Below are 14,131 nucleotides of genomic sequence, written 5' to 3' on the forward strand. Positions count from 1 at the left end.
GCCCGGGCCCCCTGCGGGGCCTGGCCTGTCCCCGCCCCGCCCTTCCCCCGTTCCCCGGACTCCGCCCGGACCCCCTGGGGCTCCGCCCCAGACCCCGCTCCTCAAACGCCGGAGGGGCTGGATTTTCCAGCCCCCGGGCTACCACCTGCCGTCCGGATTCCCCAGACCCCGGCGACCACCCACCAGCCGAATTCTCCAGACCCAGCAACCACCAACCCGCCGGATCTTCCAGCCCAGGCGATCACCTGCACTCCGGATTTCCCAGACCCCCCGGCGACCACCCACCGTCCGGATTCCCCAGCCCCCCGGCGACCACCCACCAGCCGGATTCCCCAGCCCCAGCAACCACCAACCCGCCGGATCTTCCAGCCCAGGCGATCACCTGCACTCCGGATTTCCCAGACCCCCCGGCGACCACGCACCAGCCGGATTCCCCAGTCCCAGCAACCATCCGCCCGCCCGCCCGCCCGCCCGCCGGATCTTCCAGCCCCGGCGACCACCTGCACTCCGGATTCCCCAGAACCCCGACAACGACCCGCCAGATCTCCCAGCCCCCGCGACCACCCACCCGCCGGATTTCCGAGCGTGAGCAACCACCCACCCGCCCGCCGGATCTTCCAAGCCGTCTGCGGTCACGTGTGGGCCGACGGCGGTCGGAGTGCAGCCCCGCCGGCGATTGAGGCGGTCTTTTCAGCCCCTCCGGCGTTTGAGGAGCGGGGGGCCGGGGGCTGGTCCCCGGCGACGGTGTCGCACCCGCCCACCCACCCACCCACCCACCCATCAACCGGAGTTCCCCATGAACCGCACCGCCGAGGACGAAGTCCTCCACCGGATCGACAACGGCGTTTCCTGGATCACGCTCAACCGGCCCGAGGCCATGAACGCCGTCACCTGGGACCAGCGCGAACGCGTCATCGCCCTGCTCGCCGAAGCCTCCGCCGACCCCGCCGTGCGGGCCGTCGTCGTGACCGCCACCGGCAAGGGGTTCTGCGCGGGCGCCGACCTGCGCGGAGCACCCGCCGCACCCGCCGGGGAGCGCGTGGCCGGCGACGTGGCCCGCATGATCCGGCTCGGCGCGCAGCGCCTGATCACCGCGGTGCTCGACTGCGAGAAGCCGGTCGTCGCCGCCGTGAACGGCACCGCGGCCGGCATCGGCGCCCACCTCGCGCTCGCCTGCGACCTGGTCATCGCGGCCGAACCGGCCCGGTTCATCGAGGTGTTCGTCCGCCGCGGCCTGGTCCCCGACGGCGGCGGCGCGTACCTCCTGCCCCGCCTGATCGGCCCGCAGAAGGCGAAGGAGCTGATGTTCTTCGGCGACGCCCTCCCGGCGGCCGAGGCCGAGCGCCTCGGGCTGGTCAACAAGGTGGTCCCCGCCGAGGCGTTGGAGGAGACCGCCCGGGAGTGGGCGGAGCGGCTCGCGCAGGGCCCCACCCGGGCCCTGGCCATGACGAAGCAGCTGGTCAACGCCTCCCTGGACAGCGACCGGGCGACGGCCCTCGCCGCCGAGGCCACCGCCCAGGAACTCAACATGACCACGGCCGACGCGAACGAGGGCGTCGCCAGCTTCGTGGAGCGCCGCACCCCGAAGTACCTCGGCAGGTAGGCGGCGGCCCACCGCGACCCCCGCGACTCCCGCGGCCCACCACGTACCGTGTCCGTATCTGTGGGATGTATGGCGCGATGGCCATGGCGGGAAGGCGAACGGGACCCGAAGACTGGGGTGGACCGGCTCCAGGGAGGACGAGAAGATGACCACGACGCCACACGCACTCACGGTCCGGGTACCGGATTCGAGACTGGCGAAGGAGGCGACCGCGCTCGTCCGGGACGCCGTGAGCGAGCTGCTCTACGACCACTCCCGGCGCGTGTACTTCCTCGGCGCCCTGCAGGGCGCCCGGCTCGGCCTCGATTTCGACCCCGAGCTGCTCTACGTGGCCGCGATGTTCCACGACCTGGGTCTCACCGCTCCCTTCCACACCAGTGGCCGCCGCTTCGAGGTGGACGGCGCCGACGAGGCCCGCCGGTTCCTGCGGTCGCACCGGGTGCCGGAGGAGTCCGTACGCCGCGTGTGGACGGCGATCGCCCTGCACACCACCCCGGGCATCCCGGAGTTCATGGAGCCCGAGGTGGCGCTGGTGACGGCGGGCGTGGCGTACGACGTCGCCGGCATCGGCTACCACGACCTCGCCGGGGCCGACCGCGAGGCGGTGGTCGCCCTGCACCCGCGCCCCCGGTTCAAGGAGCGCATCCTGGAGGCCTTCGCCGAGGGCGTGGCCCCCAAGCCCGAAACGGCCTTCGGGAACATCAAGGCCGACGTCCTCGCCCACCACGTGCCCGGTTTCGAGCGCGGGGACTTCGTACGCCTCGTCCTGGACTCCCCGTGGGCCGAGTAGCCGCGCACCCCGTCGTCATCGTCGCCTTCGACGGCGTGCAGCTGCTCGATGTGACGGGTCCCGCCGAGGTGTTCAGTACCGCCAACTCCTACGGCGCCCACTACGACGTGCGGATCGTTTCCCCGACCGGCACCGATGTCATCACCTCCTCGGGCGTGCGCATCGGCGCGGACGGCGGCCCCCGCAGCCTGCCGGTCCGGCCCGGGACGGTCGTCGTCCCCGGGCGCAGCGACTGGCGGCGGGCGGTCGCCGACCCGGCGCTGACGAGTCTGGTCGCCGAGCTGGTGCGCCGCTCGCGCCGGGTCACCTCGGTGTGCGCCGGAGCCTTCGTCCTGGCCGAGACGGGGGTGCTCAACGGGCGGCGCGCGGTCACGCACTGGCGGCTCACCGCGCAGCTCGCGGCGGCGTACCCGCGGGTGCGGGTGGAGGCGGATCCGGTGTTCGTCCAGGACGGGCACGTGATCACCTCGGCCGGGGTGACCTCGGGCATCGACCTGGCCCTGTCCCTGGTGGAGGCGGACCACGGGCCCGCCACGGCCCGGGAGGTCGCACGGGAGCTGGTCGTCTTCATGGCCAGGCCCGGCGGCCAGTCCCAGTACAGCGCCCGGCTGACTCCGCGCGAGGCGAAGCATCCGGTGCTGCGCGTGGTGATGGACGCGATCGGTGCCGATCCGCGTCTCGCGCTCGACGAGGTCACCCGCGAGGCCGGGGTCAGCGGCCGACACCTGGCCCGGCTCTTCCGCGCCGAGACCGGGATGACCCCCGGGCAGTACGTGGAGTCCGTCCGTCTGGAAGCCGCCCAGGCGCTCCTGGAGGCCGGGGACGACCCCGTGGACACGGTGGCCGAGCGGTCGGGCTTCGGCTCGGCCGAGACGATGCGCCGCGTCTTCCAGCACGCCCTGGACATCGCCCCGACGGCCTACCGGGCGCGCTTCCGCAGTACGCGGACGTCTCCGTCGTCGGGGTCGCCGAGCAGTACGAACAGCTCCGGGTGGTCCGCCGTGCCGGCCACTTCCCAGGCCAGCGAGGCCTCCGCGCACGACGGGACGTCGAGGAGGACACCCGCCCGGTAGAAGCGGCTCGCCTCCCTCGACTTCCACGTGCCGCGCCCCGTGCAGCTGTGCTCCTCCTCGTCCCAGCGGTGCTCCGCCGGCAGTGCTCCCGCCACCGCCGCGCCCTGTGCGTCGAGTTCCAGCCGGACGCCGTCGCCGGTCCACACGCCGATGTAGTCGGAGTGCGCCAGGACCGGCGGCTCGTAGGGCGGCCAGGCGAAGGCGCCGACGATGGCGGCGATCATCGCGATCACCGCCGGTCCGATGGTCCAGCGTCGTACCGAGGCCCTCGTCTTCTGCCGCATCCGCGCGTACACCGCCACCAGCGCGGGAAGCACCCCGGCGGCCGCCGTCCAGCCCCAGGTGCTGAGGTAGGAGCTGCCGCTCAGCAGGGCCAGCGGTGCGGCGTACCCGGCTGCGAGCAGGCCCACCGCCGGCAGGGCCCACCAGGCTGCGGGGATCCGGGTGCGCAGGCCCGCGGCGTTCGAGAGTTCCATCACCGGCGTGGTGAACAGCGCGCTGTGCACCCAGCCCAACCCGAACATCAACGCCGGCTGGAGGGTGCACATGAAGGCCAGCCAGAAGAGCACCGCGATGCCGCCGCCGAAGCCCCGGCCGTAGGGCTCCTCCGTGAGGGAGACCAGCTGCCAGAACACCGCCGCGGCCTGGAACTGCCCCGCGGCGACGGTCTCCGCGCCCGGCGCGATGCCGCTCCACTCGCGTCGGCGCTGCGGCACCGCGGGCACGTCGCCGCGCACTTCGTCCGGCACGTCGTTCGGCACCCCGGCACGCACGTCGTTGGACACGACGGGTCCCCCCTCGGCATCAATTGAACACGTTCAACTGACGCAGACCCTACACCCCCCTTCCCATCTGACGCACCGTCAGCTTCAATCGTGGATGTGATGGGACACGCAGGGATGGCGGCCACCGTCGTCCGATACCTCAGGTCAGTCGGCTCCCCCACCTCCGCCGCCGCGGAGCCCGGGGCCGAGCCCGTCGAAGCACTGCCCCGCCCCGACCTGCGGGCCGTGGGCGAGGACGAACGCGTACCCGTCAGCCCCGCCGAATTCCGGGCGGTACTGGGGAACTTCGCCAGCGGGGTCACGATCATCACCGCCCCGCCCGGCGAGGACGAGGACGGCCCGGCCGGCTTCGCCTGCCAGTCCTTCGCCTCACTCTCCCTCGACCCACCGCTGGTCACCTTCATGGTGGCCCGGACGTCGACCACCTGGCCCCGCATCGCGCGCGCCGGGGTGTTCTGCGTGAACATCCTCGGCGCCGAACAGGGCGAGCTGTGCCGGGCCTTCGCCATCAGCGGCGCCGACAAGTTCGCCGGAGTCGCCCACACCCCGGCCCCCGCCACCGGATCACCGCAGCTCGACGCGGTGCCCGCCTGGATCGACTGCCGGATCCACGCCGTGCACACGGGCGGGGACCACCTCATCGTCGTCGGCAAGGTCGAAGCCATGGGCGCGGCCGGCGAGGGCGACCCGCTGCTGTTCCACAAGGGCCGCTTCGGCCGCTTCTCCGACTGACGGCCCCCTCACCAGGCCGCCCCACCCGGCGCCCTCATCCCGGCGCCCCCACCCGGCCGCCCTCACCCCGCCGCCCTCACCCCGCCGCGATCCTCTGCGCGCTGAGCCCGGTGTCCCCGTACCCCCTCGGCCGGCCCCGCTCCTGTGAGCAGGGCCGGCCTCGGCGGGTTCAGAACGTGAGCACCCCGCGCGCCACCCGCCCGTGGTGGGCGTCGTCCACGGCCTTGGCGAAGTCCTCGACGGGGTAGGTCTCCGTCACCAGTTCGTCCAGCAGCAGCCTGCCCTGGCGGTAGAGCTCCGCGTAGAGCGCGATGTCCCGCTGCGGGCGCGAGGACCCGTACCGGCAGCCCATGATCGTCTTGTCCAGGTACATGGACGAGACCTGGAACGAGGCCTCCTCCTTGAAGCCGGGCACGCCGAGCAGGATCGCCTGTCCGTGCCGGTCCAGGAGGTCGACGGCCTGCCGGATCAGCTTGACGTTGCCCACGCACTCGAAGGCGTGGTCCGCACCCGTGGCCAGGATCTCGCGGACGGCCGCCGAGGAGTCGGGCACCGCCGAGGCGTCGATGAAGTGCGTGGCGCCGAACTGCCGGGCCACCGCCTCCTTCGCCGGGTTCGCGTCGATCGCCACGATGGTCGTGGCGCCCGCGATCCGCGCGCCCTGCAGGACGTTGAGCCCGATGCCGCCCGTGCCGATGACGACCACGCTCTCCCCCCGGTCCACCTTCGCCCGGTTCAGGACGGCGCCCACCCCCGTCAGCACCCCGCAGCCGATCAGCGCGGCCGAGGGCATCGGGATGTCCTTGGGGATCTTCACCGCCTGCACGGCCCTGACGATGGTCCGCTCGGCGAAGGCCGAGTTGGAAGCGAACTGGTAGAGCGGCTTGCCGCCCCGCGAGAACGGCTGACCGGGCATCCCGATGGCCTTGCGGCACATGGTCGGCCGGCCCCGGTCGCAGTCCGCGCACGCCCCGCAGTTGGCGAGCGTGGACAGCGAGACGTGGTCGCCGGGTGCCACGTGCGTGACTCCCGACCCGATCGCCTCCACCACTCCCGCGCCCTCGTGCCCGAGCACCACCGGCGGCGGGAACGGGATCGTCCCGTCGATCACCGACAGATCGCTGTGGCACAGCCCGGCCGCCGACACCGCGACCAGCACCTCCCCGGGCCCCGGGTCCCGGATCTCCAGATCGTCGACCACCCGGGCCTGCTTGCCGTCGAATACGACGCCTCTCACCTGGACTCCTTAGGCAGGCCGAGCACGCGCTCGGCGATGATGTTGCGCTGGATCTCGTCCGAGCCGCCGTAGATCGTGTCGGCGCGGGTGAACAGGAACAGCCGCTGCTCCTCGTCGAGTCCGAGTTCGTACGGGACCTCCGGCGCCCAGTCCGCGGGCCCGGCGGTGGCCACCGCGCCCCGGACGGCCACCGCCAGCTCGCCGAGCCGCCGGTGCCAGCCGCCCCACAGCAGCTTGGCCACGCTGGGCGCGCCCGGGTCACCGTCCCGGGAGCCCAGCGTCCGCAGCGCGTTCCACCGCATGGTGCGCAGCTCGGCCCACTGCCGTACGAGGCGTTCGCGCAGGACGGGGTCGCCCGCGCCCGCGGCCACGTACGCCGCGACCACACGCTGCAGTTCCGCCGCGAAGCCGATCTGCTGGACGAGGGTGGAGACCCCGCGTTCCAGTGCGAGCAGGCCCATGGCCACGGACCAGCCGTTGCCCTCGCCGCCCACGACCTCGGCGGCGAGGGCCCCGTCGAAGAACACCTCGTTGAACTCTGAGGTCCCCGACATCTGCCGGATCGGCCGGACCTCGACCTTCCCCGGCTGGTCCATCCGTACGAGGAGGAAGGACAGCCCCCGGTGCCGCCTGGAGCCCGCCTCCGTGCGGGCCAAGACGAAGCACCAGTCGGCGTCCTGGGCCAGGGAGGTCCAGATCTTCTGCCCGGTGACGCGGTACAGCCCGTCGGCCGGGTCCCTGACGGCGGTCGTACGGATCCCCGCGAGGTCGGAGCCGGCGCCCGGTTCGGAGTACCCCTGACACCAGAGCTCCTCGCCGCGGGCGATGCCGGGCAGGAAGCGGGCCCGCTGCTCGGGGGAGCCGTAGGCGATCAGCGTCGGCGCGAGGAGGTTCTCGCCGATGTGGCCGACCCGGGCGGGGGCGCGGGCGGCGGCGTACTCCTCGGCCCACACCACCTGCCCGGTGAGGGAGAGCCGCCGGTTCCCGTACGCGCCTCCCGGTCCCCCCTCCGCCTCCCAGCCCTGCCCGATCCAGCCGCCGCGGCCCAGCTCGCGCTCCCACGCGCGCCGGGCCCCGACCCCCTCGTGCTCGCTGCCGGGCCCGCCGAGGCCGATGGCCTCCTCGTACGGGCCCACGAGGTGCTCCGCCAGCCACGCCCGGGCGCGGCCGCGCAGTGCTTCGTCCTCGGCGCCGAAGCTGAAGTCCATGGACGCCCCCTACTGGTTGGGGCGGTCCTTGGCGGCCGCCGCCTTGGCCATCGCCTCGAGCTGCGCGAGCATCGGCATCGGGTCGGTGCCGACCGTCCCGGGCAGGAAGTCGGCGATCTTCTCCGGGGTCCAGGAGCCCTCGGCGTACCCGGCGCGCAGTTCGCGCGGCTGGGCCCAGACGGCGATCTTCGGGCCGGCGATCGTGTAGACCTGGCCGGTGATCTTCTCGCCGCCGACGGCGACGGCCTTGTCGGAGAGCAGGTAGGTGACGAGCGCCGCGACGTCCTCGGGCTCGCCGATCTCCTTGAGCTCCATGGGCACGTTGGCCGACATCCGGGTCCGCGCGACGGGCGCGACGGCGTTGGAGGTCACCCCGTACTTGGCCAGTCCCAGTGCGGCCGACCGGACGAGCGAGATGATCCCGCCCTTGGCCGCGCTGTAGTTGGCCTGTGCGACCGAGCCCTGGTGGTTCCCGCTGGTGAAGCCGATCAGCGTGCCGGTGCCCTGGCGGCGCATGACGGCCGAGGCGGCCCGGAAGACCGTGAAGGTGCCCTTGAGGTGGGTGGCGACCACCGGGTCCCACTCCTCCTCGGACATGTTGAACAGCATCCGCTCGCGCAGGATGCCGGCGACGCACACGACTCCGTCGATGCGTCCGTACTGGGCGAGCGCGGTGTCGACGATGCGCTGACCGCCCGCCATGGTCGAGATGTCGTCGGCGACGGCGACGGCTTCGCCGCCTGCCGCGATGATCTCCTTCACCACCGATTCGGCGATCTCGCTGGTCGGTTCCCCGCCCTCGATGCCGACCCCGTAGTCGTTGACGACGACCTTGGCGCCCTCGGCGGCCGCGGCGAGTGCCACGGCCCGCCCGATGCCCCGGCCGGCGCCTGTGACGGCGACGACTTTGCCTGCCAAGAAGTTCCCCACGTCCGGCCCCTTCCCGCGTTTTCTGACGGACCGTTAGATTCTATGGGCAGTCAGATGTGCAAGCACAAGCCCCAGTTCGTCACCGCAGTTCATTTCCGCAGTTCGTTTCGTCACGAGGAGCTGATGAGATCCATGGGCATGCCCGCCGAGTTCCACGACATCGCCAAGCGCGTCAACAACTGGGGCCGCTGGGGCGCCGACGACGAGATCGGCACCCTCAACCTCATCACCGACGAGGTGGTCCGTGCGGCGGCCGCCGAGATCCGCACGGGGCGCCGGATACCGCTCGCCCTCCCGCTCAAGGAGGACGGGGTGCAGTCCGGCATGATCCCCGGCCGGATCAACCCGCTGCACACGATGGTGCAGATCAACCAGGAGCTCTTCGGCCCGGGCACGGTGGCCTGCAGCGACGACGCGGTGACCTTCGGACTCCAGGCCGGCACCCACTGGGACGCGCTCACCCACGTCTCGCACTCGGGGAAGATCTACAACGGCCGCCCGGCCGGCACCATCACGGCACACGGGCGCGCGGAGTTCAGCGGGATCGACAAGGCCGGGCACATCGTCTCGCGCGGCGTCCTGCTGGACGTGGCCCGCGCGAAGGGCCTGGACCGGCTCCCCGGCGGCCACGCGGTGACCCCGGAGGACCTGGCGCAGGCGGAGGAGTTCGGCGGCGTCACCGTCCGCGCGGGCGACATCGTGCTGGTCCGCACCGGGCAGGTGCAGGTCTACCTCGCGGGCGACAAGCACGGCTACGGCTACCCCTCGCCCGGCCTGTCCGTCCGTACGCCCGAGTGGTTCCACGCGCGGGACGTGGCGGCCGTCGCGAACGACACCCTGACCTTCGAGATCTTCCCGCCGGAGATCGAAAACCTGTGGCTGCCGGTGCACGCGCTGGACCTGGTCGAGATGGGCATGCACCAGGGCCAGAACTGGAACCTCGAAAAGTTGTCCACAGCCTGTGCGGAAGCCGGCCGCTACACCTTCCTCCTCTCCGCCATGCCGGAACCCTTCGTCGGCGCGGTCGGCACCCCGGTGGCCCCGATAGCCATCCTCTGACCACCCCTCACCCCCTCTGACCTGCCCCTACACCCGGACTGCGGGCGCACGCCCCCACTCCATACGACCGGGGGCGGGGGCGTGGGCGAGAGCGGGGACGGGGGTGCGGGCGCGGGCACGGGTCCGGGCATTGGGCGCGGGCATACGGGGCACTGCCCGCTCCGACGGCCCGGTCCTACGAGGTCCGGTCGGCGAGGAGGAGCGCGAGCGGGCCCCCTTGAAGGAGGAACCGTCCTCCGGCGGCCGCATCGATGGCCTCCGCCATCGGCCACCACGCGAGCGCGAAGCCGGCTTCGGAGGGCTCCAACTCCGGCGGTCCGAGGGTCAGCCCTTCGGCGAGGTACAGATGAACGCGGGCGGTGGCGCCGAGCGTGATGGCGTACGCAGCGAGCGGCCGCCACGAGGCGGCACTGACCCCCGCCTCCTCGCGCAGCTCACGGCGGGCGCACATCTCGGGGTCCTCGCCGGGCTCCATCCGTCCGCCGGGCAGGAACAGGAACTCGCCGCCGTGGCGGGGGAAACGGGACGACAGCAGCGCCACCTGCCCGGCCTCGTCACGGGCGACCACGACAGCGGCGGAGCGCGTCTCCTCGGGGTGTGCGTTCATCGTTCGAGCCTAGTGAGCCGCTAGAGGTGCACGGCTGCGAACGGCACGTTCATCACCGTCGGGTGGGCAATGCCCCGCCCGTGATAGCCGTCTTCGCCGAAGGCGTCACCATGATCGGCGCAGAGGATGACGAGCCAGCGTTTCGTGCGGGTGAGGCCGGCGACCAGGCGGCCGAGGTGTTCGTCGGTGTAAGCGAGGGCTGCGCTCTGGGATGCCCAGCTGTTGACGCTGTCGCCGAGGTAGTGGCCGTGGGGGACGTGGGTGGCGGAGACGTTGACGAACAGGAATAGCGACCGTTCCTCGTACTTCTGGGCGAGGCCGAGGGCTTCGTCGACCTGGTGGCGGGTGGAGTCGGGTTCGGCGGAGCAAAATTCCGGACGCCAGTGGTCCTCCTCGAACAGGTCTGGGAGGACGGAACCCAGCGGGATCTCGCGGGAGAAGTAGGTGACGCCGCCTACACACACGGTGCGGTATCCGTGCTGGACGAGCCCGACGAGGAGGTTCGGTGCGTCGAACACAAAGGTGTCGGGGTCGACATCTTTGAAGGCCGGCGGACGGCATTCCCACAGACGCGGGGGCTGCTCGGGCTGCGGGAGCTTGGGCAGGAAGCCGGAGAAGAACGCCACGTGCGCGGGGAGTGTGAAGGTTCCCGGGGTACGGCGTTCCTCCCACTGGCCACCAGGGAGAAGCTTGGCTAGGTGCGGTGTCCGCCCGGCGTGAGTTGTGGCGCGGGCGACGTCGTACCGGAGGGAGTCGAGAGTGACGAAGAGGATGCTGGTGCCCGAACCGATGATGTCGGCGGCGTTGATCACCGGTCCACCTCCTGGTAGCGCTGAATGCGTCCCTTGGATCCGGCATTGACGGGGATCGGGACGCGATCCTCAGCGATCATCCGCCGGATGAGATGGAGGCCGGAGCGTTCGGTCAGAGGCTCTCCGTCGCAGTCGTAGAGGGTGAGCGTAGCCGTGCCGTTGCTGGTGGCGGCGTACATCCCGGGGACGCGGCCCAGCTCCTTCATCACGACCAGCAGGTCGTCCTGACAGGCCACGCCCCGGTCGACAACCAGACAGGCGTAGTGCTGCGCGTTGATGGCACCCAGGCACATGCGGTCGAAGAACTCGACGGTGGCCGGCTGCCCGTCACAAGCGACCACAAGCCGGTCCACGCGGGCGGTGACGACGTAACAGGCAGCCATCCACCAGGCAACGCCGGTGTGGATCTCATGGGGGAAGCGTCCAGTGGCGCCGCCGTCACGAATGACCGCGTCGGTGTCGATGGGATCAAGCACGCAGGTTCTCCAGGTAGGCGGTGATGGCATCGGCAAGGTCGTCGGGAGTGAAGCCGTCGGTGTTCAGCACGATCGCGGTGGGATCGTTCGCGGCGACGGTCTCGAAGTTCGTCATGAGCTGTTCGAGGCGGCCCGGGACGCCGAGCAGGTCGGTGTCGTCCTGCTTCGTGTCCTCCTTGGCGGCCAGCCGCTCGCGCAAGGCTGCTTGTGAACACCGCAGGTAGAAGGTGTGGGTGGGAGCCACGAGGTAGGAAAGAAAGGGAGCAACGAGGCGGTCCACGTCAGCAGTGCTGACGCCGTGAATAGCGGCCTGACAGGCGGTCACCGAGGACGCGTAACGGTCGGCGATGACGGGACCGAAGGCCAGGGCACCGCGAACGCCGTCGGAGACGTGCAGGAGTCCGGAGAGGTAGAACGCCAGGTTGGCCAGCGGGCCCATGCGGTGGACTTCGTCCGACCAGCCGGAGTGAGGCGGGGCGAGAGTGTGCAGGCTGGTGCCGTCGATGCGATGGGCGAGGAGTACGGCCAAGGTGGACTTACCAATTCCGGATACGCCTTCGAGGACGACGAACGGGTTGTCGTGGTGCTCGTCGTACGGGATCGATTGGAAGGCGGAGACCATGAGCTCGGTGCGGTTCACAAGATTCCTTCAGTGAAGCCCGCGATGTGTCCGGCAACGGCGTCGGCAAGGCGGGCCGGATCGTCCAGGAACTGCTTGATGTCCAGGCGGAGGTCGTCACGCAGGAGGCAGGGCTGAAGGCCGCCGGCGTGGTCGGCACGCAGGGCCCAGAGTCCTTCGACGCACCTCGGACGAACAGGGCAGGTGCCGCACTGGCCGACGTGGTGGCGGCCGAGGTCGCGGTGAATGACCTCGATCTCCACACCGTCCACGCGGAAGATGCGGCGGCCCTGCCCGACTCCGGTGACCTCAATGCGTTCGTCACTGGTCAGGGTTCGCAGGTGGCGGATGACGTCCTCGGCGGGGACGGCCGACGCGGCGCGGTCCAGGTTGAAGTCGGTGCCCACCAATTCGATGAACTGGACGGGCATGCGCCGGTCGAGGGCGAAAGTGAGGATGTCGCGGATTTCGTGCGCATTCTCCTTCTGGAGGAGGCAGTTCAGCTCAACGTTGTTGAAAATCTCGCGGGCCGCCTCGATGCCGTCCAGGACACAATCGATGCCCATGCGGGTGCCTGCGATGGCTTTGAACGATTCATCGGAGAAGTAGTGCAGCGACACCTTCACGGTGTCGAGTGGTGCCTCCGAGAGCCACGCCTGATGGGTGCGGACCCGGGTGCCATTGGTGATCAGTGTGTACGAGCCGTTGGCGCCGCTCGGCCGCAGTCCCGTCAGGACGTCGCGGGCTACAGGCGAGGTCAGTGGCTCACCACCGGTGAAGAACACTCGCTTCAACCCGGCTTCCATCACCGCGTTGATGACGGTCAGGAAGTCGGCGCCCCCGTAGTGGCGGATACGCGGCTGCTGGGTTCGGTCGCGACGGGTGAGGGGTGGAGGGATGTCCGGGCCTTCCCCCAAGAAGGTGGGCACGCGGTTATTGATCACGCGGCGAGGGTGAGTCTAGCGGCGTGGTGTCGGCGTTCGTATTCGTCGGGACTGAGGTGGCCGTTGGCGGAGTGCCTGCGGCGGGTGTTGTAGCGGGTCAGCCAGGCGAAGACGGTTCGGCGGCAGGTGTCGGCATCGCCGTAGTCGGGGTCTCCTTGGAGGGTCTCGCGTTTCAGGGAGGCGTGGAAGCTTTCGCAGGCCGCGTTGTCGGCGCTGGTGCCGACCGCGCCCATGGAACGGGTCACCCCGAGCTGGTCGCAGAGGCTGGCGTAGGCCCGGGAACCGTACTGGGCGCCGTGGTCCGAGTGGAACACGGCGCCGTCCAGGCTGCCGCGGGTCGAGCCGGCCATCCGCAGTGCGTCGGCGACCAGGCCGGTGCGCATGTGGTCGGCGATGGACCAGCCCACGACCTTGCGGCTGAAGCAGTCCAGCACGGTCGCGAGGTAGAGGAACTTCCTCCCGCGAGCGGGAGATAGGTGATGTCGCCCATGTATTTCCGCCCGGGCTCAGGGGCGGTGAAGTCTCGCTGGAACAGGTCTGCGACCGGTGTGGTCGACGGGTCGGGGACGGTGGTGCGGACGCGTCTGCGCAGCCGGATGCCGGTGACGGAGTGCGTCCTCATGACCCGGGCGACCCGCTTCTCGTTGACCACATGCCCCTTCTCGCGGAGCTCGGCGGTCACGCGTGGTGAGCCGTAAGCGCCACCGGACTCGCTGTGGACCTTGCGGATCTCCCCGGCCAGGACCTGGTCATCGCGGTGCCGGGCGGCCCGGGCCTGGGCGCCGGCGAGCCATTTGTAGTAGCTGGACCGGTTGACGTCCAGGACCTGGCAGAGCCGCTTCACCTCATAGGTGGCCCGGTGGTCGTCAACGAACTGGAAGCGGCTGGTCACCAGTTCGTCTCTCCGGCGAAATACTTGGCCGCCTTGCGGAGTATGTCCCGCTCGGTGGCGAGCTTGCGCTCACTGGCCTCGAGCTCGGCCACCCTGGCCTCCAGCCGCCGGACCCGCTCGTCCGGATCACTGGGCGACACCGCCGCCCCGTGGCCGGCGGCCTGCATCACAGCAGCGGCGGTGCCGACACGGCGTTCGCGGTCCCGCAGTACCCACTCCCGCAGGGTCGCCCGGTTGACGCCCAGGTCAGCGGCAATGCCCTTGTACGTCGCACCGGGCGTGGACTCGTACAGGGCCACTGCATCTGCCTTGAACTCGTCCGAATAGTCCTTCAGAGCCATCGGTGGTCTTCTCGCTTCCTCCG

13 protein-coding genes and 1 pseudogene are annotated in these 14,131 nt (G+C 71.0%); 5 read left to right on the forward strand and 9 right to left on the reverse strand.

The features are described from left to right. The first annotated feature begins 796 nt into the window (after positions 1–796). The 4 genes from OG904_RS12070 (at position 797) to OG904_RS12085 (ending at position 4,983) form a co-directional block, all read left to right on the forward strand. On the forward strand, positions 797–1,603 hold the full coding sequence (locus OG904_RS12070) for an enoyl-CoA hydratase/isomerase family protein (protein ID WP_405490154.1): 807 nt from the start codon (positions 797–799) through the stop codon (positions 1,601–1,603). A 145-nt stretch (positions 1,604–1,748) separates the two neighbouring features. Beyond that, the gene (locus OG904_RS12075; protein ID WP_405490156.1) at positions 1,749–2,393 is read left to right on the forward strand and encodes an HD domain-containing protein; all 645 of its coding nucleotides are present in this window, start codon (positions 1,749–1,751) and stop codon (positions 2,391–2,393) included. Continuing rightward, complete coding sequence (locus OG904_RS12080; protein WP_405490158.1) at positions 2,381–3,466, forward strand: GlxA family transcriptional regulator; 1,086 nt, start codon at positions 2,381–2,383, stop codon at positions 3,464–3,466. The genes OG904_RS12075 and OG904_RS12080 overlap by 13 nt, the downstream gene beginning before the upstream one ends. Positions 3,467–4,365: 899 nt before the next feature. Next, complete coding sequence (locus tag OG904_RS12085) at positions 4,366–4,983, forward strand: flavin reductase family protein (RefSeq protein ID WP_405497950.1); 618 nt, start codon at positions 4,366–4,368, stop codon at positions 4,981–4,983. 169 nt (positions 4,984–5,152) lie between these two features. Here OG904_RS12085 and OG904_RS12090 read toward each other — a convergent pair whose 3' ends face one another. Genes OG904_RS12090 through OG904_RS12100 form a run of 3 tightly spaced genes read right to left on the reverse strand, consistent with a single transcriptional unit; the run spans position 5,153 to position 8,358 of the window. Further along, positions 5,153–6,220 (reverse strand): Zn-dependent alcohol dehydrogenase, encoded by a 1,068-nt coding sequence (locus OG904_RS12090; RefSeq protein ID WP_405490160.1) that lies wholly within the window; start codon positions 6,218–6,220, stop codon positions 5,153–5,155. Further along, positions 6,217–7,428 (reverse strand): acyl-CoA dehydrogenase family protein, encoded by a 1,212-nt coding sequence (locus tag OG904_RS12095; protein ID WP_405490162.1) that lies wholly within the window; start codon positions 7,426–7,428, stop codon positions 6,217–6,219. The genes OG904_RS12090 and OG904_RS12095 overlap by 4 nt, the downstream gene beginning before the upstream one ends. Positions 7,429–7,437: 9 nt before the next feature. Next, the gene (locus tag OG904_RS12100) at positions 7,438–8,358 is read right to left on the reverse strand and encodes an SDR family oxidoreductase (RefSeq protein WP_214947770.1); all 921 of its coding nucleotides are present in this window, start codon (positions 8,356–8,358) and stop codon (positions 7,438–7,440) included. Between the two features lie 132 nt (positions 8,359–8,490). Here OG904_RS12100 and OG904_RS12105 point away from each other — a divergent pair, with 132 nt between their 5' ends. Further along, positions 8,491–9,417, forward strand: a complete 927-nt coding sequence (locus OG904_RS12105; RefSeq protein ID WP_405497952.1) for a cyclase family protein — start codon at positions 8,491–8,493, stop codon at positions 9,415–9,417. A gap of 175 nt (positions 9,418–9,592) precedes the next feature. Here the strand turns inward: OG904_RS12105 and OG904_RS12110 are convergent, their stop codons facing one another. The 6 genes and pseudogenes from OG904_RS12110 to OG904_RS12135 all read right to left on the reverse strand — a co-directional run bounded on the left by OG904_RS12110 (position 9,593) and on the right by OG904_RS12135 (position 14,108). Then, on the reverse strand, positions 9,593–10,024 hold the full coding sequence (locus OG904_RS12110) for an NUDIX hydrolase (protein WP_405490164.1): 432 nt from the start codon (positions 10,022–10,024) through the stop codon (positions 9,593–9,595). Between the two features lie 20 nt (positions 10,025–10,044). Next, positions 10,045–10,836 (reverse strand): STM4013/SEN3800 family hydrolase, encoded by a 792-nt coding sequence (locus tag OG904_RS12115; protein ID WP_405490166.1) that lies wholly within the window; start codon positions 10,834–10,836, stop codon positions 10,045–10,047. Then, the gene (locus OG904_RS12120; protein ID WP_405490168.1) at positions 10,833–11,312 is read right to left on the reverse strand and encodes a hypothetical protein; all 480 of its coding nucleotides are present in this window, start codon (positions 11,310–11,312) and stop codon (positions 10,833–10,835) included. The genes OG904_RS12115 and OG904_RS12120 overlap by 4 nt, the downstream gene beginning before the upstream one ends. Beyond that, a complete protein-coding gene (locus OG904_RS12125; RefSeq protein WP_405490170.1) occupies positions 11,305–11,952 on the reverse strand; it encodes a dTMP kinase in 648 nt (215 codons plus the stop codon). Before OG904_RS12125 ends, OG904_RS12120 begins: the two co-directional genes overlap by 8 nt. After that, on the reverse strand, positions 11,949–12,875 hold the full coding sequence (locus OG904_RS12130; protein WP_405490172.1) for a radical SAM protein: 927 nt from the start codon (positions 12,873–12,875) through the stop codon (positions 11,949–11,951). Before OG904_RS12130 ends, OG904_RS12125 begins: the two co-directional genes overlap by 4 nt. Continuing rightward, positions 12,872–14,108 (reverse strand): annotated as a pseudogene (locus OG904_RS12135) (IS3 family transposase). The gene OG904_RS12130 and the pseudogene OG904_RS12135 overlap by 4 nt, the downstream one beginning before the upstream one ends. Positions 14,109–14,131: the final 23 nt, after the last annotated feature.

This window comes from Streptomyces sp. NBC_00096 (assembly GCF_045041305.1).
Taxonomy (GTDB): domain Bacteria; phylum Actinomycetota; class Actinomycetes; order Streptomycetales; family Streptomycetaceae; genus Streptomyces.